The 18,140-nt window shown below is 33.4% G+C and carries 23 protein-coding genes; 21 read left to right on the top strand and 2 right to left on the bottom strand.

The features are described 5' to 3' along the window. Nucleotides 1–99: 99 nt before the first annotated feature. The gene (locus tag LQ673_RS14305; RefSeq protein WP_239705889.1) at nucleotides 100–465 is read right to left on the bottom strand and encodes a GNAT family N-acetyltransferase; all 366 of its coding nucleotides are present in this window, start codon (nucleotides 463–465) and stop codon (nucleotides 100–102) included. Between the two features lie 107 nt (nucleotides 466–572). Between LQ673_RS14305 and LQ673_RS14300 the strand changes: the two genes are divergently transcribed. Genes LQ673_RS14300 through rsmI form a run of 9 tightly spaced genes read left to right on the top strand, consistent with a single transcriptional unit; the run spans nucleotide 573 to nucleotide 6,909 of the window. Beyond that, nucleotides 573–1,922: an aminotransferase class I/II-fold pyridoxal phosphate-dependent enzyme gene (locus tag LQ673_RS14300; protein ID WP_239705888.1), complete on the top strand. Its 1,350-nt coding sequence runs from the start codon at nucleotides 573–575 to the stop codon at nucleotides 1,920–1,922. Between the two features lies 1 nt (nucleotide 1,923). Continuing rightward, nucleotides 1,924–2,544, top strand: a complete 621-nt coding sequence (gene tmk / locus LQ673_RS14295) for a dTMP kinase (RefSeq protein WP_025905588.1) — start codon at nucleotides 1,924–1,926, stop codon at nucleotides 2,542–2,544. 33 nt (nucleotides 2,545–2,577) lie between these two features. Continuing rightward, the gene (locus tag LQ673_RS14290; protein ID WP_025905587.1) at nucleotides 2,578–2,907 is read left to right on the top strand and encodes a cyclic-di-AMP receptor; all 330 of its coding nucleotides are present in this window, start codon (nucleotides 2,578–2,580) and stop codon (nucleotides 2,905–2,907) included. Nucleotides 2,908–2,959: 52 nt separating this feature from the next. Continuing rightward, a complete protein-coding gene (locus LQ673_RS14285) occupies nucleotides 2,960–3,886 on the top strand; it encodes a hypothetical protein (RefSeq protein ID WP_025905586.1) in 927 nt (308 codons plus the stop codon). 4 nt (nucleotides 3,887–3,890) lie between these two features. Beyond that, nucleotides 3,891–4,697 (top strand): PSP1 domain-containing protein, encoded by an 807-nt coding sequence (locus LQ673_RS14280; protein ID WP_037590307.1) that lies wholly within the window; start codon nucleotides 3,891–3,893, stop codon nucleotides 4,695–4,697. Between the two features lie 14 nt (nucleotides 4,698–4,711). Continuing rightward, the gene (gene yabA, locus LQ673_RS14275; protein ID WP_204189308.1) at nucleotides 4,712–5,044 is read left to right on the top strand and encodes a DNA replication initiation control protein YabA; all 333 of its coding nucleotides are present in this window, start codon (nucleotides 4,712–4,714) and stop codon (nucleotides 5,042–5,044) included. A gap of 51 nt (nucleotides 5,045–5,095) precedes the next feature. After that, entirely contained in the window at nucleotides 5,096–5,824 is a 729-nt protein-coding gene (locus tag LQ673_RS14270) for a tRNA1(Val) (adenine(37)-N6)-methyltransferase (protein ID WP_049320964.1), read from the top strand. Beyond that, nucleotides 5,817–6,065 (top strand): GIY-YIG nuclease family protein, encoded by a 249-nt coding sequence (locus LQ673_RS14265; protein ID WP_126476452.1) that lies wholly within the window; start codon nucleotides 5,817–5,819, stop codon nucleotides 6,063–6,065. Before LQ673_RS14270 ends, LQ673_RS14265 begins: the two co-directional genes overlap by 8 nt. Before the next feature lies 1 nt (nucleotide 6,066). Next, complete coding sequence (gene rsmI, locus LQ673_RS14260) at nucleotides 6,067–6,909, top strand: 16S rRNA (cytidine(1402)-2'-O)-methyltransferase (RefSeq protein ID WP_239705887.1); 843 nt, start codon at nucleotides 6,067–6,069, stop codon at nucleotides 6,907–6,909. A gap of 65 nt (nucleotides 6,910–6,974) precedes the next feature. Here the strand turns inward: rsmI and LQ673_RS14255 are convergent, their stop codons facing one another. Beyond that, on the bottom strand, nucleotides 6,975–7,250 hold the full coding sequence (locus tag LQ673_RS14255; RefSeq protein WP_025905580.1) for an AbrB/MazE/SpoVT family DNA-binding domain-containing protein: 276 nt from the start codon (nucleotides 7,248–7,250) through the stop codon (nucleotides 6,975–6,977). Between the two features lie 232 nt (nucleotides 7,251–7,482). On the opposite strand from LQ673_RS14255, the gene metG reads away from it, so the two are divergent. The 12 genes from metG to LQ673_RS14195 all read left to right on the top strand — a co-directional run bounded on the left by metG (nucleotide 7,483) and on the right by LQ673_RS14195 (nucleotide 18,136). Next, entirely contained in the window at nucleotides 7,483–9,483 is a 2,001-nt protein-coding gene (gene metG, locus LQ673_RS14250) for a methionine--tRNA ligase (RefSeq protein ID WP_206180927.1), read from the top strand. Between the two features lie 21 nt (nucleotides 9,484–9,504). Beyond that, entirely contained in the window at nucleotides 9,505–10,269 is a 765-nt protein-coding gene (locus tag LQ673_RS14245; RefSeq protein ID WP_037590318.1) for a TatD family hydrolase, read from the top strand. 54 nt (nucleotides 10,270–10,323) lie between these two features. Continuing rightward, complete coding sequence (gene rnmV, locus LQ673_RS14240) at nucleotides 10,324–10,866, top strand: ribonuclease M5 (protein ID WP_037590321.1); 543 nt, start codon at nucleotides 10,324–10,326, stop codon at nucleotides 10,864–10,866. A 4-nt stretch (nucleotides 10,867–10,870) separates the two neighbouring features. Then, complete coding sequence (rsmA, locus tag LQ673_RS14235; RefSeq protein ID WP_204255765.1) at nucleotides 10,871–11,761, top strand: 16S rRNA (adenine(1518)-N(6)/adenine(1519)-N(6))-dimethyltransferase RsmA; 891 nt, start codon at nucleotides 10,871–10,873, stop codon at nucleotides 11,759–11,761. A gap of 99 nt (nucleotides 11,762–11,860) precedes the next feature. Next, the gene (veg, locus tag LQ673_RS14230) at nucleotides 11,861–12,124 is read left to right on the top strand and encodes a biofilm formation stimulator Veg (protein ID WP_025905575.1); all 264 of its coding nucleotides are present in this window, start codon (nucleotides 11,861–11,863) and stop codon (nucleotides 12,122–12,124) included. A 148-nt stretch (nucleotides 12,125–12,272) separates the two neighbouring features. Further along, complete coding sequence (ispE, locus tag LQ673_RS14225) at nucleotides 12,273–13,121, top strand: 4-(cytidine 5'-diphospho)-2-C-methyl-D-erythritol kinase (protein ID WP_107577053.1); 849 nt, start codon at nucleotides 12,273–12,275, stop codon at nucleotides 13,119–13,121. 69 nt (nucleotides 13,122–13,190) lie between these two features. Continuing rightward, nucleotides 13,191–14,015, top strand: coding sequence for a pur operon repressor (purR, locus tag LQ673_RS14220; protein WP_025905573.1), 825 nt, complete (start codon nucleotides 13,191–13,193; stop codon nucleotides 14,013–14,015). 16 nt (nucleotides 14,016–14,031) lie between these two features. Further along, nucleotides 14,032–14,409: a RidA family protein gene (locus LQ673_RS14215; protein ID WP_025905572.1), complete on the top strand. Its 378-nt coding sequence runs from the start codon at nucleotides 14,032–14,034 to the stop codon at nucleotides 14,407–14,409. A 56-nt stretch (nucleotides 14,410–14,465) separates the two neighbouring features. Next, nucleotides 14,466–14,798 (top strand): septation regulator SpoVG, encoded by a 333-nt coding sequence (spoVG, locus tag LQ673_RS14210; RefSeq protein ID WP_037590328.1) that lies wholly within the window; start codon nucleotides 14,466–14,468, stop codon nucleotides 14,796–14,798. A 192-nt stretch (nucleotides 14,799–14,990) separates the two neighbouring features. Next, the gene (glmU, locus tag LQ673_RS14205) at nucleotides 14,991–16,349 is read left to right on the top strand and encodes a bifunctional UDP-N-acetylglucosamine diphosphorylase/glucosamine-1-phosphate N-acetyltransferase GlmU (protein WP_037590330.1); all 1,359 of its coding nucleotides are present in this window, start codon (nucleotides 14,991–14,993) and stop codon (nucleotides 16,347–16,349) included. A gap of 46 nt (nucleotides 16,350–16,395) precedes the next feature. Further along, nucleotides 16,396–17,358 (top strand): ribose-phosphate diphosphokinase, encoded by a 963-nt coding sequence (locus LQ673_RS14200; protein WP_025905569.1) that lies wholly within the window; start codon nucleotides 16,396–16,398, stop codon nucleotides 17,356–17,358. Between the two features lie 130 nt (nucleotides 17,359–17,488). Next, nucleotides 17,489–18,136: a 50S ribosomal protein L25/general stress protein Ctc gene (locus LQ673_RS14195; RefSeq protein WP_037590332.1), complete on the top strand. Its 648-nt coding sequence runs from the start codon at nucleotides 17,489–17,491 to the stop codon at nucleotides 18,134–18,136. Nucleotides 18,137–18,140: the final 4 nt, after the last annotated feature.

Below are 18,140 nucleotides of genomic sequence, written 5' to 3'. Positions count from 1 at the left end.
TTACGTTCCGCGAGAGTAGGACGTTGCCGGGCAAATGTTTATAAATGGATGCGATGAGCCGCACTCGAGACCTGTTAGGTCTCTTTTTTTTATGATTTTTTAAGGTAGTCTATAACCTGTTCCAATATTTCTAAAATGCAATTTCTCGTAAAACGAATTATTCTCTGATAATAATTCTATTCGAACAGAAGGATATAGTGCTAATAAATAGTCAATTAGTGCTTTAGCATATCCTTTCTTTCTATGAGTCTTTGTAATGACGAGTTCTGTAATATATAATGTGACAGTTTCGTCTGTTAAGAATCTAGTATAACCAACAACCTCATTATTTACTTCTATTACAATAATATGAGATGTAATAAGCAATTGTTGGATTTTTTCAATACTGAATGTTTTCCAACCTTCTTGTTGAGCTATTTCATAAATAGATTGTATATCTGTGTCAATTGCATTTCTAATAAACATTTTATTCACTCCTTTTTTTAAGTATATCTTATTTTAATTATTACAGGAATGACGTTAGTCTTTATCATTGATATAATGATAAAGACTAAAAATTAAGAGGTAGTCTTATGAATATTAATGAAAAATTAAAATCTCTAAATGATCATGATGCCATTTCACTACATGTTCCAGGGCATCATAATCATACAATTGGTTATTTAGATGAAATAAATCTTGCTATGGATATGACTGAAATAACTGGGCTTGATGATTTGCATCAACCAGAATCTTGTATAAAGATGAGTATGTTTGAATTGAATAGGTATCCTGGTTATTATGGGCAGTATCTCGTTAATGGTACAACGGTTGGAATACTATCTGCAATTTATGCAGTGGCGCATTTAGATGGGGAAGTATTAATTTCTAGAAATGCGCATAAATCAGTATTTAATGCTTTGAATTTAACGAAGCAAGATGCTAAGTTTATGCCTATGACCATATCAGATAAGACGAATCAATATAATGGTGTAGCTTCATTAAGGGATTTAGATTTGAATAATATTAAATTAGCTATTTTTACTTATCCTAATTACTATGGTGAAACATTTGATATTGAAGAAAGTATTAAAATATTAAAAGAACATCAAATTCCTGTATTGGTAGATGAGGCACATGGTGCACATTTTGGTATTAGTTCATATTTCCCTAAATCATCTATGACTTATGGTGCTGATATAGTCGTGCAGTCTTACCACAAGACATTACCGGCCTTAACGATGGGTTCTGTTCTATATATGAGAGAGGATTTAGAAATAAAAGCAAATATTCAACAGTATTTGAAGATGCTACAAACATCTAGTCCTTCATATCTCATTATGGCTAGTTTAGAAAGTGCAGAAAAATTTTATAAGCAGTTTGATGATCAAAGATTCAAATATAATAGACAAACATTCATTGAAACGATGGAGAATGTTGGATTTGAAGTGGGGAGTCTAGAGGACCCTCTTAAATTAATTGTTTCTTATAGAGGATTAAGCGGATTTGAAATTCAAAAACTATTTGAAGATGTGCATATCTATGTAGAGTTATGTGATTATAAATTTGTGTTATTAGTCTTACCATTATGGCATGAATCAGATAAGTTCCCATTTGAAGATATGATTGATCGCGTTAGAAATATTAAAGTGAATGTTGAGCATCAACTTAAAGAGGAAGTACAATTTAAATTACCATACGAAACAGATAGTACAATGTATAGATACAACAATATTGAAAAAACTAAAATGATGGACTTGAATACATCATATGGCTATATTGCTGCTGAAGATATTGTGCCTTATCCACCAGGTATACCAGTCATTTTAAAAGGAGAAAATATTCGTAAAGAAATAGTAGATTCTCTTTTACAATGGCTTGATAGAGGTGGTAGAGTGGAAGGTATATTAAACAAGCAAATCAAGGTAAAGGATGAACAATAAAATGGGACGATTTATTACGTTTGAGGGTCCAGAAGGCTCTGGCAAAACGACGGTTATACATAAAGTTTATGAAAAGTTAAATCAAGATTATGATATTTTACTGACTAGAGAGCCAGGCGGTATCAAAATAAGCGAAGCGATTAGAAACTTGTTGTTAGATAGTGATGATGACATGGATGAAAGAACAGAAGCACTGCTCTTTGCTGCTGCTAGAAGACAACATTTAGTGGAGAAAATATTACCTCAACTTAATAAAGGTGGAACCGTATTATGTGACCGATTTGTTGATAGTTCTTTAAGTTATCAAGGTTACGCACGTGAAATTGGGGTAGAAGAAGTTAAGGCAATTAATGAATTTGCGATTGATAACCTTTATCCTGATTTAACGTTATATTTTGATGTACCTGCTGAAGTTGGTTTAAATCGAATTAAAGATAATCAACGTAATGCAAATCGTTTGGATAAAGAAAAAATAGAATTTCATCACAAAGTTACAGATGGTTATAAAAAATTAATTGCTGAGTATCCAGATAGAATTAAAGTAATTGATGCCACGCAACCATTAGAAAAGGTTGTAGATGATGCATATTCTACGATAGTAAAATATCTGAAACAAGATTAAAATATGATATAATAAATAAAGAGGTGTTTAGATATGAAAATGGTAATAGCGATTGTCCAAGATCAAGATAGTCAAAACTTGTCAGAAGCACTTATAGAAAAAAACTTTAGAGCCACTAAACTTGCAACAACTGGTGGATTTCTAAGAGCTGGAAATACAACATTCTTATGCGGTGTCAAAGATGAACGTGTAGATGAATTATTACGTGTTATCGATGGAACTTGTGGTAATCGTGAACAACTTGTTTCACCTATCACACCAATGGGCGGTAGTGCGGATTCTTATATTCCTTACCCTGTAGAAGTTGAAGTAGGTGGCGCAACTGTATTCGTTATGCCAATTGAACAATTCCATCAATTTTAAGAACTGATGAGCTGCCGTTTGAGCAGCTTTTTTATTGCAAGGAGCGTAAAATATGCAATTAACCAAAGAGATTGATCATTTATTAAGTGCACAACAATTATCTCATGCTTATTTGTTTGAGGGAGATAATATGTTTGAAATGAAATCTACAGCTTTATATTTTGCTGAACAAATATTATGTGAATCAGAACAAAGTTGTGTGGTTAAAGTTCAAAATTTTAATCATCCTGATTTTGTATATATTCAATCAGATGAAACGACGATAAAGAAACAACAAATAGAAGAATTACTCAGAAAAATGAATCAAAAACCTATCGAAAGCCAATATAAAGTTTACATTATTGAAGCTTTTGATAAACTAACAGTACAGGGTGAAAATAGTATACTTAAATTTTTGGAAGAACCACCTCCAAATACAATTGCCCTGTTACTGACAACCAAGAAAGATCAAATATTGCCAACTATACATTCAAGATGCCAACTTGTTCATTTTAAACCTGCATCTAAAGAAAATTATATAGAAGAATTAAAACTGTCTGGTATTTCTTCTGCAATTGCGCATACATTGAGTTTTGTTACTTCTGATAAAGAAGAAGCACTTGCTCTTACAGAAGAACAATTATTTGTACAGCTTAGAAAAACTGTAACGAAACTTGCTGAATTGATGGTCAAAGATACACAGATGGCAATGATTTATTTGATCGATTGCATAAAAATTGCTAATACACGCCCGTTGCAGCAATTATTTTTAAATAGCTTGAATGCTTATTTTCAAGATTTATTGCATGCCAAAATTCAAATAGATACGATAAAGGCATATCCAGATTTAGAAGTGGAAATTAGAGAGATCAGTCAATATTTATCTTTAAATGACATTTCGAATTATATACAAGTTATAACGGAAGCAAACCGTAAATTAGCGCAAAACGTTAATGCAACGTTAGTATTAGAACAAATGGTTATAAATGGGAAGAGGTGATTAAATGTATGAAATAATTGGTGTTCAATTCCAAAAAGCTGGGAAGAAAGAATATTTCTCACCAAATGGGGAACGTTTCAAAGAAAATGACTTAGTTGTCGTTGAATCTAAACGTGGTATTGAACTTGGTAAAGTTAAATTAACAAATCGCCATGTAGGTAAAGATGATGTTGTCTTACCATTGAAAGAAGTTATCCGTCATGCAACAGAAGCTGATATTCAAAAATATCAAGATAATTTAAAGGATGCAGACCATGCTTTAGCTTTATGTAAAGAGTTGGTAGCGACTCACGAGCTTGATATGCGACTTGTTAATTGTGAATATACATTAGATAAAAGTAAAGTCATCTTTAATTTTACAGCTGATGATAGAATAGATTTCAGAACTTTAGTAAAATCTTTAGCATATGAATTAAAAACACGAATTGAGTTACGACAAATTGGTGTGAGAGACGAAGCGAAATTACTTGGCGGTATTGGTCCATGTGGTCGTTCGTTATGTTGTTCAACATTTTTAGGTGATTTTGAACCTGTTTCGATCAAAATGGCTAAAGATCAAAACTTATCATTAAATCCAACTAAAATATCAGGTGCTTGTGGTCGTTTAATGTGTTGTTTAAAATATGAAAATGACTATTATGAAGAAGTTAGAAATGAATTGCCTGATATTGGTACAACTGTTGTCACGCCAGAAGGTGATGGCAAAGTTGTTGGATTAAACATTTTAGATATAACAATGCAAGTTAAAGTGAAAGGTTTCGAACAACTCTTTGATTATAAACTTGATGAATTACTTGAAGTCCATTCATAAGGGAGGATTATATTGTGAATAGGGACGAGTTGTTTGAAACGATTATGACATTAGAGAATGAACTTAAGCAAATTAATGAACATATGGAAAAGTTGAAAAACCAGGCAGTTGAATTAGTCGAAGACAATGTTGCCCTTCAAATGGAGAATGAAAGTTTGAAGCGTGTAATGGAAACAAGTGAAGACAATCAACAGAAAAAGCCAAACAAGAAAATAAAGCCACTTCAAAGTAAAGATAACTTAGCAATGTTATATCATGAAGGTTTTCATATTTGTCGAGGAGAATTGTTTGGTAAACACAGACAAGGACAAGATTGTTTATTTTGTTTAGAAGTGTTGAATAGATAATAAGAAAATCAGGCATGCTATATGCCTGATTTTTTTAAGTGAGGTGTTTAAATGCTGAATTCGGGAGAAAGACTCGACCAATTATTAAGAGAAGAATTTGAAATTATTCAAAATGATGATGTGTTTTCATTTTCAACAGATGCATTGTTATTAGGAGATTTTACAAAGGTACGAAATAAAGATAAAGTAATGGATTTATGTTCTGGTAATGGTATTATTCCTTTGTTATTGGCACACAAATCTCAAGCTAGTATTGAAGCGGTAGAAATTCAAGAGGCTTTAGTGGATATGGCTAAACGAACGATAGCTCATAATCAATTAGAAGACCAAATATCTATCAATCAAATGGATTTAAAGAATGTATCAACCTCATATCATCCTTCAACATTTGATGTTGTAACCGTAAACCCACCTTACTTTAAAGAAAATCAACAAATGCAACATCAAAAGGAAGCACATAAAATTGCGAGACATGAAATATACTGCACATTAGATGATGTTTTAAAAGCAAGTAAGCATTTGTTAAAGCAAGGTGGTAAACTTGTAATGGTCCATAGAGCGGAAAGACTGATGGATGTCTTAAGCGCATTTCGACAATATAAAATCGAACCTAAAAGATTAAGAATGGTATATAGCACACCTAATAAGAAAGAAGCGGTTACGATTTTAGTTGAAGGTAGAAGTGGTGGTCAAGCAGGATTGAAAGTGGAACAACCATTTTATATTTATGATGAGAATGGAGATTATTCAAAAGAAATGAAGGTTGTATATTATGGCTAACCATTATACATATATATTAGAGTGTAAGGATCAAACATTATATACTGGTTATACGACAGATTTAGACAGAAGGTTAAAAGTCCATAATGAAGGTAAGGGTGCTAAATATACTAAAGTGAGACGTCCTGTTAAACTTGTATATCATGAGACATTCGACAATAAATCCGAAGCTTTAAAACGAGAATATGCTTTAAAACAGTTAAGTAGAAAACAAAAATTAGCGCTTATTAAGGAGGGGTAATATGTCTATATTATATTTAGTAGGAACCCCAATCGGAAATTTAGAAGATATCACTTATCGTGCGGTTAGAATGTTAACGGAAGTCGATTATATATTTTGTGAAGATACTCGTGTTACAGGCAAGCTTTGTCAGCATTATGAAATACAAACGCCTCTTAAGTCTTACCATGAACATAATAAAGATAAGTCATCTGAGCAAGTATTGAGATTATTAGAAGATGGCAAAGATATTGCGCTCGTTTCTGATGCAGGCTGCCCTTGTATAAGTGATCCTGGTTATGAACTTGTGAATCAAGTTAGGGATAATGGTTATCGTGTTGAAACGATTCCTGGACCTAATGCGGCTATTACGGCATTAATGACAAGTGGATTACCATCATATAAATTTGTGTTTCTAGGATTTTTACCTAGACATACGAAAGAAAAACATGATGTATTGGAAAAATGGATGACGAGAGAATCAACATCTATGATTTATGAGTCACCTTATAGAATTAAACAAACGGTACAAGCAATAGCTGAAATAGATCCAGAAAGAAAAGTAGCAATTGGAAGAGAACTTACTAAGAAATTCGAACAAGTGGAAACGAATCAAATAAAGGTCATTGAAGAAATGCTATCAGATGAGCGTATACCTCAAAAAGGAGAGTTCGTCATCTTGATTGAAGGTGTCGATGAATCGACACAAGTTGATAATTGGTGGGAAGACTTGGATCTCGTTCAACATGTTGAAATTTATATCAATGAACATCAAATGAGATCTAAAGATGCTATCAAACAAGTAGCGGTAGATAGAAAAATGAAAAAAAGAGATGTATACGAAGCGTATCATATTGACGAATAAACAAAAAAAGGAAATTTAAAGTACATCGTTTACTTTAAATTTCCTTTTTTTATATGCAGCTTTTATTATTTTGATTTTTTCTCAATCTCGTTAATTAGTTGCTGAGCGCCTTCTTTACTTAAGACAATTTTACCATCAGCTAAAACAAAATTGTCTTCAGAAACATCTCCAGTAACTTGACAAGTCATGTTAGGTGAGTATTTCTTTAAGATAATTTTATCGTCATCTGTATAAATTTCTAAAGCATCTTTCTCAGCAATGTCTAATATGCGTCGTAATTCGATAGGAATTACTACACGGCCTAGTTCATCTACTTTACGCACGATTCCAGTTGATTTCATCTTTTTACCTCCGTTTAATAAAACCATAATTATCTAATTCGACATTCATTCGACAATTATATAAATAGTATACTAATATGAATTGAAGAAAATGTCAATAAAACAATATATTGCATACGTTTAATTTTTGAAATATAAAACAATTGTTATCTCTATACCATAATCAGGTAATATTGAAAAAATGCTTAATTTTCGGTATATTATATAGATAAGATATTAGGAGGAAACGCTGATGACGAAAGAGACTTTTTACATTACGACACCGATTTATTATCCGAGCGGGAATTTACACATAGGTCATGCGTATACTACGGTTGCTGGTGATGTAATTGCTAGATATAAACGGTTACAAGGCTATGATGTTCATTATTTAACTGGTACAGATGAACATGGTCAAAAAATACAAGAAAAAGCTAAAGAAGCGGGCTTATCTGAAATAGAATATTTAGATGGCATTATTAAAAGTATCCAATCTTTATGGAAAAAATTAGACATCTCTAATGATGATTTTATTCGAACTACTGAAGAAAGACATAAACAAGTTGTCGAAAAAGTCTTCGAAAAGTTATTAGCACAAGGTGACATATACTTAGGTGAGTATGAAGGTTGGTACTCAATACCAGATGAAACATATTACACAGAAACACAACTTGTCGATCCAGTTTATGAAGATGGCAAAATCGTCGGTGGTAAGAGTCCTGATTCAGGTCATGAAGTAGAACTTGTGAAAGAAGAAAGTTATTTCTTTAAATTAGATAACTATGCTGATCGTTTGCTTAAATTCTTCGATGAAAATCCGGAATTCATTTTACCAATTTCTCGTAAGAATGAAATGATCAACAACTTTATTAAACCTGGTCTAGAAGATTTAGCGATTTCTAGAACGACTTTTGATTGGGGTATTAAAGTACCTTCTAATCCTAAACACGTTGTGTATGTATGGATTGACGCACTTGTGAACTATATTTCTGCGTTAGGTTATTTATCAGATGACGACACGCTATTTAAAAAGTATTGGCCAGCAGATGTGCATTTAATGGCTAAAGAAATTGTTCGATTCCATTCAATTATTTGGCCAATCTTATTGATGGCTTTAGACTTACCTTTACCTAAACGTGAATTTGCTCACGGTTGGATCTTGATGAAAGACGGTAAAATGAGTAAATCTAAAGGTAATGTTGTAGATCCGAACGTCTTAATTGATAAATACGGCTTAGATGCAACAAGATACTATCTCATGAGAGAATTACCATTTGGCGCAGATGGTGTATTTACGCCTGAAGCATTCGTTGAAAGAACAAATTACGATTTAGCTAATGACTTAGGTAACTTAGTAAATCGTACAATTGCAATGGTTAATAAATACTTTAATGGCGTACTTCCTAAATATAAAGGCAAATTACACCCATTAGATGAAGAGATGGAACAAATGGCTTTAGATACTAAAGATAAATTCTATTCATCAATGGAAAATATGCAATTCTCAGTTGCTTTAGCAGAAGTTTGGAAGTTGATTAGTCGTACAAACAAATATATTGATGAAACAACACCATGGGTATTAGCTAAAGATGAAAATGAACGTGAAATGCTAGAAAATGTCATGATTCACTTAGTTGAAAACATTAGATTTGCAGCAGTATTATTACGTCCATTCTTAACACATGCACCATATGAGATTTTCCGTCAATTAAACTTAGAAAAAGGTAAACTTGATACATTTGAAAGTATCGAACAATATGGCGCTATTGATCAAGATATTAAAGTGATTGAAAAACCTGAGCCTATTTTCCCTAGATTAGATGTAGAACAAGAAGTGGCGTTCATCAAAGATTCTATGCAAGGTGGAACGACTGCAGAATCATCTGAAGAAGAAGCTGAAACTGCTGAGGAAGAAGTAGTACCATCTAAACCAGAAATCACAATTGATCAATTTGATAAAGTAGAAATCAAAGCTGCTACTGTTACAGGTGCAGACTATGTGAAAAAATCAGATAAACTTTTAAAAATAAAAGTAGATTTAGGTAACGAAAAGAGACAAATTGTTTCAGGTATAGCTGAATTTTATAAACCTGAAGATATTGTTGGTAAAAAAGTAGCGGTCGTTACGAACTTAAAACCAGTCAAATTACGTGGTGAATTATCAGAGGGTATGATTTTATCAGCTGAGAAAGACGGCACACTTACTTTAGTAGGTTTACCAAATGCAATACAAAACGGATCTATCATTAAGTAAAGTACTGAAAGGAAGATTCGAATGTTAATAGATACACACGTCCATTTAAATGCGGATCAATACGATGAAGATTTACAAGAAGTAATCGATCGAGCTTTGGAAGAAGGTATCGATAGAATGTTCGTTGTTGGTTTCGACACGAACACGATTGAAAGAACGATGAAATTAATAGACGAGTATGATTTTATATATGGCATTATAGGTTGGCATCCTGTTGATGCAATTGATTGTACGGAAGAACGCCTACAATGGATTGAAGAATTGTCTAAACACCCAAAAATCATCGGTATAGGTGAGATGGGATTAGATTACCACTGGGATAAGTCGCCTAAAGATATCCAAAAAGAAGTGTTTAGAAAGCAAATCGCATTAGCGAAACGTGTCCAACTACCGATTATTATTCATAATAGAGAAGCAACTCAAGATTGCGTTGATATCTTAAAAGAAGAAAATGCAAGTGAAGTTGGCGGAATTATGCATAGTTTCAGTGGCTCAAACGAAATAGCTGATGAAATACTCAAAATGAATTTCTATATTTCATTGGGTGGACCTGTTACGTTTAAAAATGCGAAACAACCAAAAGAAGTAGCTCAACATGTACCGTTAGATAGATTACTCGTTGAAACAGATGCACCATACTTATCACCTCACCCTTATAGAGGGAAAAGAAACGAACCTGCACGTGTAAAACTTGTTGCAGAACAAATTGCTGAATTGCGTGGTATTTCTTACGAGGAAGTATGTAAAGCTACTACAGAAAATGCTGAAAGATTATTTAAATTATAAAATATGATGCCCCAAAACGGTTGTTTTGGGGCATCTTTAAAGAAGGAAATGAATATGAAGATAAATGAATTTGTTGTTGTTGAGGGACGCGATGATACAGTTAATGTTAAAAGAGCAGTAGATTGCGATACGATAGAAACAAATGGCTCAGCAATATCAAAAGAAACACTAGAAGTTATAAGACAAGCGCATGAAAAACGTGGTGTCATTGTATTAACTGACCCAGATTTCCCAGGTGATAAAATTAGAAATACAATCAAGCAGTATATCCCTAGTGTGAAACATGCATTTATACCAAGAGATAAAGCTAAAAATAAAAGAGGAAAAATAGGCGTTGAGCATGCCTCAATTGAAACAATTAAAGATGCACTTACAAATGTCAGTTCTCCATTAGAAGCGGACATTGAAACAATTGATAAAGCAGTCTTAATTGACCTTGGATTAATTATAGGACCAGACGCAAGAAGAAAACGCGAAATACTATGCAGTAAATTAAATATTGGCCATTCAAATGGCAAACAATTGCTAAACAAATTAAATGCCTTCGGTTATACTGAGAAAGATGTAAAAGAAGCACTGGGATATAAAGAGGAGTGACACGATGAACGATAAAGATATAGCAACACCTAAACGTACAAAAGCGTTATTAGATCAATATGGATTTAAATTCAAAAAGAGTTTAGGTCAGAACTTTTTAATCGATACAAATATTATTCAAAAAATTATTTCAGCTAGTGATATAGATGAACATACTGGTGTTATTGAAGTTGGACCAGGAATGGGTTCACTTACTGAACAATTAGCGAGAGCTTCAAAGAAAGTGTTGGCTTTTGAAATTGATCAAAGATTAATTCCTGTATTAGAAGATACGTTAAGTCCATATGACAATGTAACAGTTGTAAATGAAGATATATTGAAAGCCAACGTTAAACAAGAAATTGAAACGCACTTAAAAGACTGCGATAAAATTATGTTGGTTGCTAATTTACCTTATTACATTACGACACCTATATTGATGAATTTACTTGAAAATGATTTACCAATAGATGGCTATGTTGTCATGATGCAAAAAGAAGTAGGAGAACGCTTAAACGCTGAAGTAGGTAGTAAAAGTTATGGTTCATTATCAATAGCTTGTCAGTATTACACTGAAACTGAACGTGTTTTAGTCGTCCCGAAGACTGTCTTTATGCCACCACCGAATGTTGATTCAATCGTTATTAAATTAACGAAACGTATTGAACCGATCGTCGAAGTAGATGATGAGAAACTACTATTCAAGCTTTCAAAAGGTGCTTTCGGACAAAGACGAAAAACAATTTTGAACAATTATATTAATACAATTAAAGATGGCAAACTGCATAAAGATGAAATCGTCGAATGGCTAAATGCTTCAAACATAGACCCTAAGCGACGTGGTGAAACGCTAACAATACAAGAATATGCACATCTTTGTAACAATTTGAAAAAATACCCGAATTTATCTATGTAAATATATTGACATCACTTTATCAACTTGATAAAATTTAAATTTTATTTGACAAAAACCCACTTTCGTAGTATAATTTTATCTATAGCGAGGTGGGTCAATATGCCGAAGACTTTAGTAGACATCAAAAAAATATTGGAATGTCAATTAGGAAATCGTATTGTACTTAAAGCTAATGGAGGACGTAAGAAGTTAATTGAGCGAAGTGGCGTGCTTAAGGAAACGTATCCATCAGTTTTCGTGGTCGAATTAGATCAAGAGAAACATAATTTTGAGCGTGTATCTTATACATACACTGATGTATTAACTGAGAATGTCCAAGTAACTTTTATGAATGAACATAAAGAAGAATTCATCGTTCAATAATTAAAGGTATTTAATAAAAAACTCTACGCGATATGACTGTGATATGGCGTAGGGTTTTTTATTATGCCAAAAAATAGAATAAAGCTAATACTTTCTAACTTTTATTTATGGTAAAATCATAATAATAAGTTTTAGAGAGGGCAAGTATATGATTTATGAAACTGCACCAGCAAAAATTAATTTAACATTAGATACGTTATATAAACGTGAAGATGGGTATCATGAAGTGGAAATGATTATGACGACCATCGACTTAAATGACCGATTAACATTTGAGTGTAGAGACGATGGTGAAATTATTATTGATGTAGAACATAATTTTGTACCAAGTGATCATAGAAATTTAGCTTATAAAGCAGCGAAGTTGATGCAAGATAGATACAATATTGAAAAAGGTGTGAAGATTTCATTAGAAAAAAGCATACCGATTTCAGCAGGTTTAGCTGGTGGGTCAAGTGATGCAGCCGCTACTTTTAGAGGTTTGAATGAATTATGGGGGATTAACGAATCTTTAGAAACATTAAGTGAGTTGGCTTCGGAAATTGGATCAGATATTTCGTTTTGTATTTATGGAAAAACTGCTTTATGCCAAGGTAGAGGTGAGAAAATTACGCACTTACCTAAACCACCTTCAGCATGGGTCGTTATTGCGAAACCAGATATAGGTGTTTCAACGCCTGAAATATACGGCGCATTAGATTTGGAAAACAAGGATGAAGTACAAACACAAGCATGTCTTAAAGCAATTGAAAATAACGATTATGCCTCAATGTGTCAGTCGCTTGGCAATAGTCTTGAAAAAGTTACAATGCAGCTGTATCCAGAAGTTGAGAAATTGAAGAATACTATGAGTAATACTGGTGTAGATGCTGCTTTGATGAGTGGCAGTGGCCCGACTATATATGGCTTTGTTCAAAAAGAAAGACAAGCTAAGCAAGTATATAATGCTTTGATGGGATGTTGTAACGATGTATACATCGCGAGACTGCTCGGGTAGCTTTGAGGAATGCGAACGATTATAGTATAATTAGGCTTAAAATACGGAATAGAGATTGGAGTTTTATAAATGAGGTTTAAACGAAGTGAAAGAATCGTTTATATGACACAATATTTATTGAAACATCCGAACGAGTTAGTGCCGTTGACTTATTTTGTGAATCATTTTGGTCAGGCAAAGTCGTCTATTAGTGAAGACATACAAATTATTAAAGAAACGTTTACTGCTGAGAGACTTGGTATTATAGAAACGACTGCCGGTGCAAGTGGCGGTGTAACTTACCGACCTAAAATGTACGTCGAAGAAGCACGTGAATTAATTGAAAAATTGTGTGAATTACTAAAAGAAAAAGAAAGACTGTTGCCAGGTGGCTATTTATTTATGTCAGATTTAGTAGGGAATCCTAAACTATTAAATCAAGTAGGAGAGTTAATCGCTACAATGTACATGGATGAAGAACTTGATGCGGTAGTTACAATAGCAACAAAGGGTATTTCTTTAGCAAATGCCGTGGCGAAAGTGCTTAATTTGCCAGTTGTGGTTATAAGAAAAGACAATAAAGTAACAGAAGGATCCACAGTATCAATTAACTATGTGTCTGGGTCTTCTAGAAAGATTGAGACAATGGTTTTATCAAAAAGAACATTGCCTGAATATTCGAATGTATTGATTGTTGATGACTTTATGAGAGCAGGCGGATCTATTAATGGTGTAATCAATTTGATGAATGAGTTTAAAGCTACAGTAAAAGGGGTATCAGTACTTGTAGAATCAAAAGAAGTTAAACATCGATTGATTGAAGATTATACATCTTTAGTTAGGTTATCTGACGTAGACGAGTACAATCAACAATTTTCAGTAGAGGAAGGCAACTGTTTAAAAAGATTTAATTAAAAGGAGAGTAATCAACATGAAAAGTATTAACGCAACAAACGCTCCAGAAGCTTTAGGACCATATTGCCATGCAGTAGTAGTAGATAGTTTAGTATTTACTTCTGGTCAAATACCATTAAATCAACAAGGTGAAGTCGTTTCTGAAGATGTCAAAGAACAAACTAAGCAAGTACTAGAAAATTTAAAAGTCGTACTTCAAGAAAGTGGCGCATCTTTAGATAGTGTCGTTAAATCTTTAATTTTTATAAAAGATATGAACGATTTCCAAGACATCAATGCCGTATATGGAGAATATTTTAATGAACATTTGCCTGCTAGAAGTTGTGTGGAAGTTGCACGTTTACCGAAAGATGTAAAAGTTGAAATCGAAATGATTGCAAAAATAAATAACTAACTTCAATTAATATGATGCTGCTACTTTAAATAGACAAAACAGGGGGCACACAAATCATGAAGGTAACAGATGTGAGATTAAGAAAAATTCAAACGGATGGAAGAATGAAAGCATTAGTTTCTATAACATTAGATGACGCTTTTGTTATTCACGACTTAAGAGTAATCGAGGGAAATTCAGGACTGTTTGTGGCTATGCCTAGTAAGCGTACGCCAGATGGGGAATTTAGAGATATTGCGCATCCCATTAATTCTGAAATGAGACAAGAGATTCAAGAAGCGGTTATGAAAGTATATGATGAAACAGATGAAGTCATTATTCCAAAATCAGCTCAAGAAGCCTCAAATTCAGAGGATAGCGATGAAGCATCAGACAGTGAAGAAGAATAACGATATTTAAAGTACTCAGCTCACGTATATTGATAAACAGCATTTAAAATCTTATGATTTTAATTGCTGTTTTTTTATATGTCATGATAATGAGTTTGTTAATAAGGAAACGTTTACTTGAACTCTTTCTTGATACTATGCGGTCAATTAAATTATAATAGACTAAAGTGTGTATAAATGGAGGTATTTGCAATGCAAAAATATGCAGTTGTATTAGCTGCTGGTAAAGGTACAAGAATGAAATCTAAACTTTACAAAGTACTACATACAGTAGCTGGAGAAGCAATGGTTCAACATGTTATAGATAGCGTGAAAAATGCAGGTGTTGATAAAGTCGTAACAGTTGTTGGGCATGGTGCTGAAAAAGTCAAAGAAACAATCGGTCATGCATCTCAGTTTGTACATCAAGAAGAACAATTAGGAACAGCACATGCAGTAAAGACTGCTAAAGATATATTAGGTACTGAAAAAGGCACAACAATTGTTGTATGTGGAGACACACCATTAATCAGTGATGAAACGATTAAAAACTTATTAAATTTTCATGAGTCTGAAAGTGCAGTAGCAACTGTCTTGTCTGCAAAAGTTGATAATCCGTTTGGCTACGGCAGAATCATCCGCGATGAAAATGGTTTGGTTTCTGGAATTGTCGAACAAAAAGATGCTTCTTCTGCTGAAGCTGAAGTTAATGAAATCAGTTCTGGTATATTTGCTTTCGATAATGAAAAGTTATTTGAAACACTTGAAAAAGTAAATAATGATAATGCACAAGGTGAATATTATTTACCAGATGTGATTCGCATCCTAAAAGAAGAAAATGAAAAAGTTTCTGCTTTTATTACGAACGATGTTGACGGCATTATGGGTGTGAATGATAGAGTGCAACTTGCGAAAGCGGAACAGAAAATGAAAGAACGTATCAATCATCAACATATGCTAAATGGCGTAACAATTATTGATCCAGCTACAACTTATATCGGGAAACAAGTCGTAATTGGTGAAGATACAGTTGTAGAACCAGGCGTAAGACTTTCTGGCACAACAATTATAGGAAAAAATGTTACGATAGGAATGAATTCTGACATCAAAAATAGTACAATTAAAGATGATGCTACAATTAAACAATCTGTTATTACAGATTCAGTTGTAGGCGAAAACGCTACAGTAGGACCATTTGCACAATTAAGACCAGGTTCTGAACTAGGCAAAGATACGAAAATTGGTAACTTTGTTGAAACTAAAAAGGCTGTCTTAAAAGATGGCGCTAAAGTTTCACACTTAAGTTATATCGGAGATGCAGAAGTAGGTGCAAGAACTAATATTGGTTGTGGTTCTATCACTGTAAATTATGATGGCGTGAATAAATTCCGTACGGTTATAGGAGATGATGCATTTATTGGATGTAATTCAAATCTAGTTGCACCAGTAGAAATTGGAGATGGATCATTCATAGCAGCAGGGTCAACAATTACAGATGATGTACCAAATGAAAGCTTGGCGCTAGGTCGCGCTAGACAAACGACAAAAGAAGGATATTATAAAACGAAATAAAAGGAGCCGTCAAAACATGAGTCAAAATGATATCGGAGGAACAGAAATGTTGAACACTGAATATAAGAACTCTTCATTAAAAATATTTTCGCTTGAAGGTAACCAACCATTAGCGCAAGAAGTTGCCAATTTAGTAGGGATTCCATTAGGTAAATCTACAGTTAAGAGATTTGCTGATGGTGAAGTTCAAATTAATATTGAAGAAAGTATCCGTGGTTGTGATGTATTTATTATTCAACCAACATCAAACCCAGTGAATGAACACTTGATGGAATTATTAATTATGATTGATGCTTGTAAACGTGCATCAGCAGCAAATATTAATATTGTAATGCCTTATTACGGTTATGCAAGACAAGACCGTAAAGCTAGAAGCCGTGAACCAATCACTGCTAAACTTGTGGCAAATATTATTGAAAAAGCTGGCGCAAGCAGAATGATAGCACTTGATTTACATGCACCTCAAATTCAAGGGTTCTTTGACATACCGATTGATCATTTAATGGGCGTACCAATTTTATCAAATTACTTCTTAGAAAAAGGTTTAGATCCTGAAACAACAGTAGTTGTTTCGCCTGACCATGGTGGCGTAACAAGAGCGCGTAAAATGGCTGACCGTCTAAAAACACCTATCGCTATTATTGATAAACGTCGTCCGAAACCAAACGTAGCAGAAGTTATGAATATTGTTGGAGATATTAATGGTAAGACTGCCATCATTATCGATGATATTATTGATACAGCTGGAACAATTACATTAGCAGCAGATGCACTTGTTAAAAAAGGTGCGAAAGAAGTATATGCTTGTTGTACACACCCTGTATTATCAGGACCAGCAAAAGAGCGTATCGAAAATTCTCAAATTAAAGAATTAGTTGTTACAAACTCAATTCAATTACCAGAAGATAGAAAACCTGCAAACGTTAAAGAATTGTCTGTAGCAGAATTATTAGCACAAGCAATTGTTAGAGTATATGAACAAGAATCTGTTAGTGTGCTATTTGATTAATTTATAATATTCGTGTATAATAACAAACGGTTCATTTTTATGGACTAAATAACCACTTACAAGCAGCAATTGTTGTTGATGGGTAAGTGTAGGAGCGCATATCGCGCATAAATGAAAGGTGGAAAAGATAATGACTTCATTAAAGTCAGTTATCCGTCAAGGTAAACAAACTCGTTCTAGTTTACGTAAATTAAGAGCTTCAGGTGTTATTCCAGCAGTCGTATACGGTTACGGTGCTAAAAATACATCTGTTAAAGTTGATGAAGTTGAATTCATCAAAACAATTCGTGAAGTTGGACGTAACGGCGTTATCGAATTAGGTGTTGGTTCAAAAACAATCAAAGTTATGGTTTCAGATTATCAATATGATTCTCTTAAAAACCAAATCACTCACGTTGACTTCTTAGCTATCAACATGAAAGAAGAATTAACTGTAGACGTACCTGTAGTATTAGTAGGTGAATCAGTTGGTGCTTCTGAAGGTGGCGTAGTTCAACAACCATTATTCGACTTACAAGTTACAACTACTCCAGATGCAATTCCTGAAAATATCGAAGTTGATATTACAGAATTAGCTATTGGTGATAGCTACTTAGTAGGCGACTTAGATGCAACTGATAAATACACTATCGAAAACGATAAAGAAGAAGCAGTTGTAACAGTAGTTCCTCCAACAGAAGAACCTGCTGAAGACGCTGAAGAAACTGCAGCTGAAGAAGCTGATGCAGTAGCAGAAGAAGAAGCTGAAAAAGAAGAAGCAGAAGAAGAAGAAAAATAATATT

The sequence above is a fragment of the Mammaliicoccus sp. O-M54 genome, assembly GCF_022386035.1.
Lineage (GTDB): Bacteria > Bacillota > Bacilli > Staphylococcales > Staphylococcaceae > Mammaliicoccus > Mammaliicoccus sciuri_A.
This window is presented reverse-complemented; position numbering and strand designations above follow the sequence as displayed.

What these genes read in the sequence shown, in the direction of transcription:
- LQ673_RS14305 (WP_239705889.1), bottom strand. Translation starts at nt 465, where the DNA reads ATGTTTATTAGAAATGCAATTGACACAGATATACAATCTATTTATGAA.
- LQ673_RS14300 (WP_239705888.1), top strand. Translation starts at nt 573, where the DNA reads ATGAATATTAATGAAAAATTAAAATCTCTAAATGATCATGATGCCATT.
- tmk (WP_025905588.1), top strand. Translation starts at nt 1,924, where the DNA reads ATGGGACGATTTATTACGTTTGAGGGTCCAGAAGGCTCTGGCAAAACG.
- LQ673_RS14290 (WP_025905587.1), top strand. Translation starts at nt 2,578, where the DNA reads ATGAAAATGGTAATAGCGATTGTCCAAGATCAAGATAGTCAAAACTTG.
- LQ673_RS14285 (WP_025905586.1), top strand. Translation starts at nt 2,960, where the DNA reads ATGCAATTAACCAAAGAGATTGATCATTTATTAAGTGCACAACAATTA.
- LQ673_RS14280 (WP_037590307.1), top strand. Translation starts at nt 3,891, where the DNA reads ATGTATGAAATAATTGGTGTTCAATTCCAAAAAGCTGGGAAGAAAGAA.
- LQ673_RS14270 (WP_049320964.1), top strand. Translation starts at nt 5,096, where the DNA reads ATGCTGAATTCGGGAGAAAGACTCGACCAATTATTAAGAGAAGAATTT.
- LQ673_RS14265 (WP_126476452.1), top strand. Translation starts at nt 5,817, where the DNA reads ATGGCTAACCATTATACATATATATTAGAGTGTAAGGATCAAACATTA.
- rsmI (WP_239705887.1), top strand. Translation starts at nt 6,067, where the DNA reads ATGTCTATATTATATTTAGTAGGAACCCCAATCGGAAATTTAGAAGAT.
- LQ673_RS14255 (WP_025905580.1), bottom strand. Translation starts at nt 7,250, where the DNA reads ATGAAATCAACTGGAATCGTGCGTAAAGTAGATGAACTAGGCCGTGTA.
- metG (WP_206180927.1), top strand. Translation starts at nt 7,483, where the DNA reads ATGACGAAAGAGACTTTTTACATTACGACACCGATTTATTATCCGAGC.
- LQ673_RS14245 (WP_037590318.1), top strand. Translation starts at nt 9,505, where the DNA reads ATGTTAATAGATACACACGTCCATTTAAATGCGGATCAATACGATGAA.
- rnmV (WP_037590321.1), top strand. Translation starts at nt 10,324, where the DNA reads ATGAAGATAAATGAATTTGTTGTTGTTGAGGGACGCGATGATACAGTT.
- rsmA (WP_204255765.1), top strand. Translation starts at nt 10,871, where the DNA reads ATGAACGATAAAGATATAGCAACACCTAAACGTACAAAAGCGTTATTA.
- veg (WP_025905575.1), top strand. Translation starts at nt 11,861, where the DNA reads ATGCCGAAGACTTTAGTAGACATCAAAAAAATATTGGAATGTCAATTA.
- ispE (WP_107577053.1), top strand. Translation starts at nt 12,273, where the DNA reads ATGATTTATGAAACTGCACCAGCAAAAATTAATTTAACATTAGATACG.
- purR (WP_025905573.1), top strand. Translation starts at nt 13,191, where the DNA reads ATGAGGTTTAAACGAAGTGAAAGAATCGTTTATATGACACAATATTTA.
- LQ673_RS14215 (WP_025905572.1), top strand. Translation starts at nt 14,032, where the DNA reads ATGAAAAGTATTAACGCAACAAACGCTCCAGAAGCTTTAGGACCATAT.
- spoVG (WP_037590328.1), top strand. Translation starts at nt 14,466, where the DNA reads ATGAAGGTAACAGATGTGAGATTAAGAAAAATTCAAACGGATGGAAGA.
- glmU (WP_037590330.1), top strand. Translation starts at nt 14,991, where the DNA reads ATGCAAAAATATGCAGTTGTATTAGCTGCTGGTAAAGGTACAAGAATG.
- LQ673_RS14200 (WP_025905569.1), top strand. Translation starts at nt 16,396, where the DNA reads ATGTTGAACACTGAATATAAGAACTCTTCATTAAAAATATTTTCGCTT.
- LQ673_RS14195 (WP_037590332.1), top strand. Translation starts at nt 17,489, where the DNA reads ATGACTTCATTAAAGTCAGTTATCCGTCAAGGTAAACAAACTCGTTCT.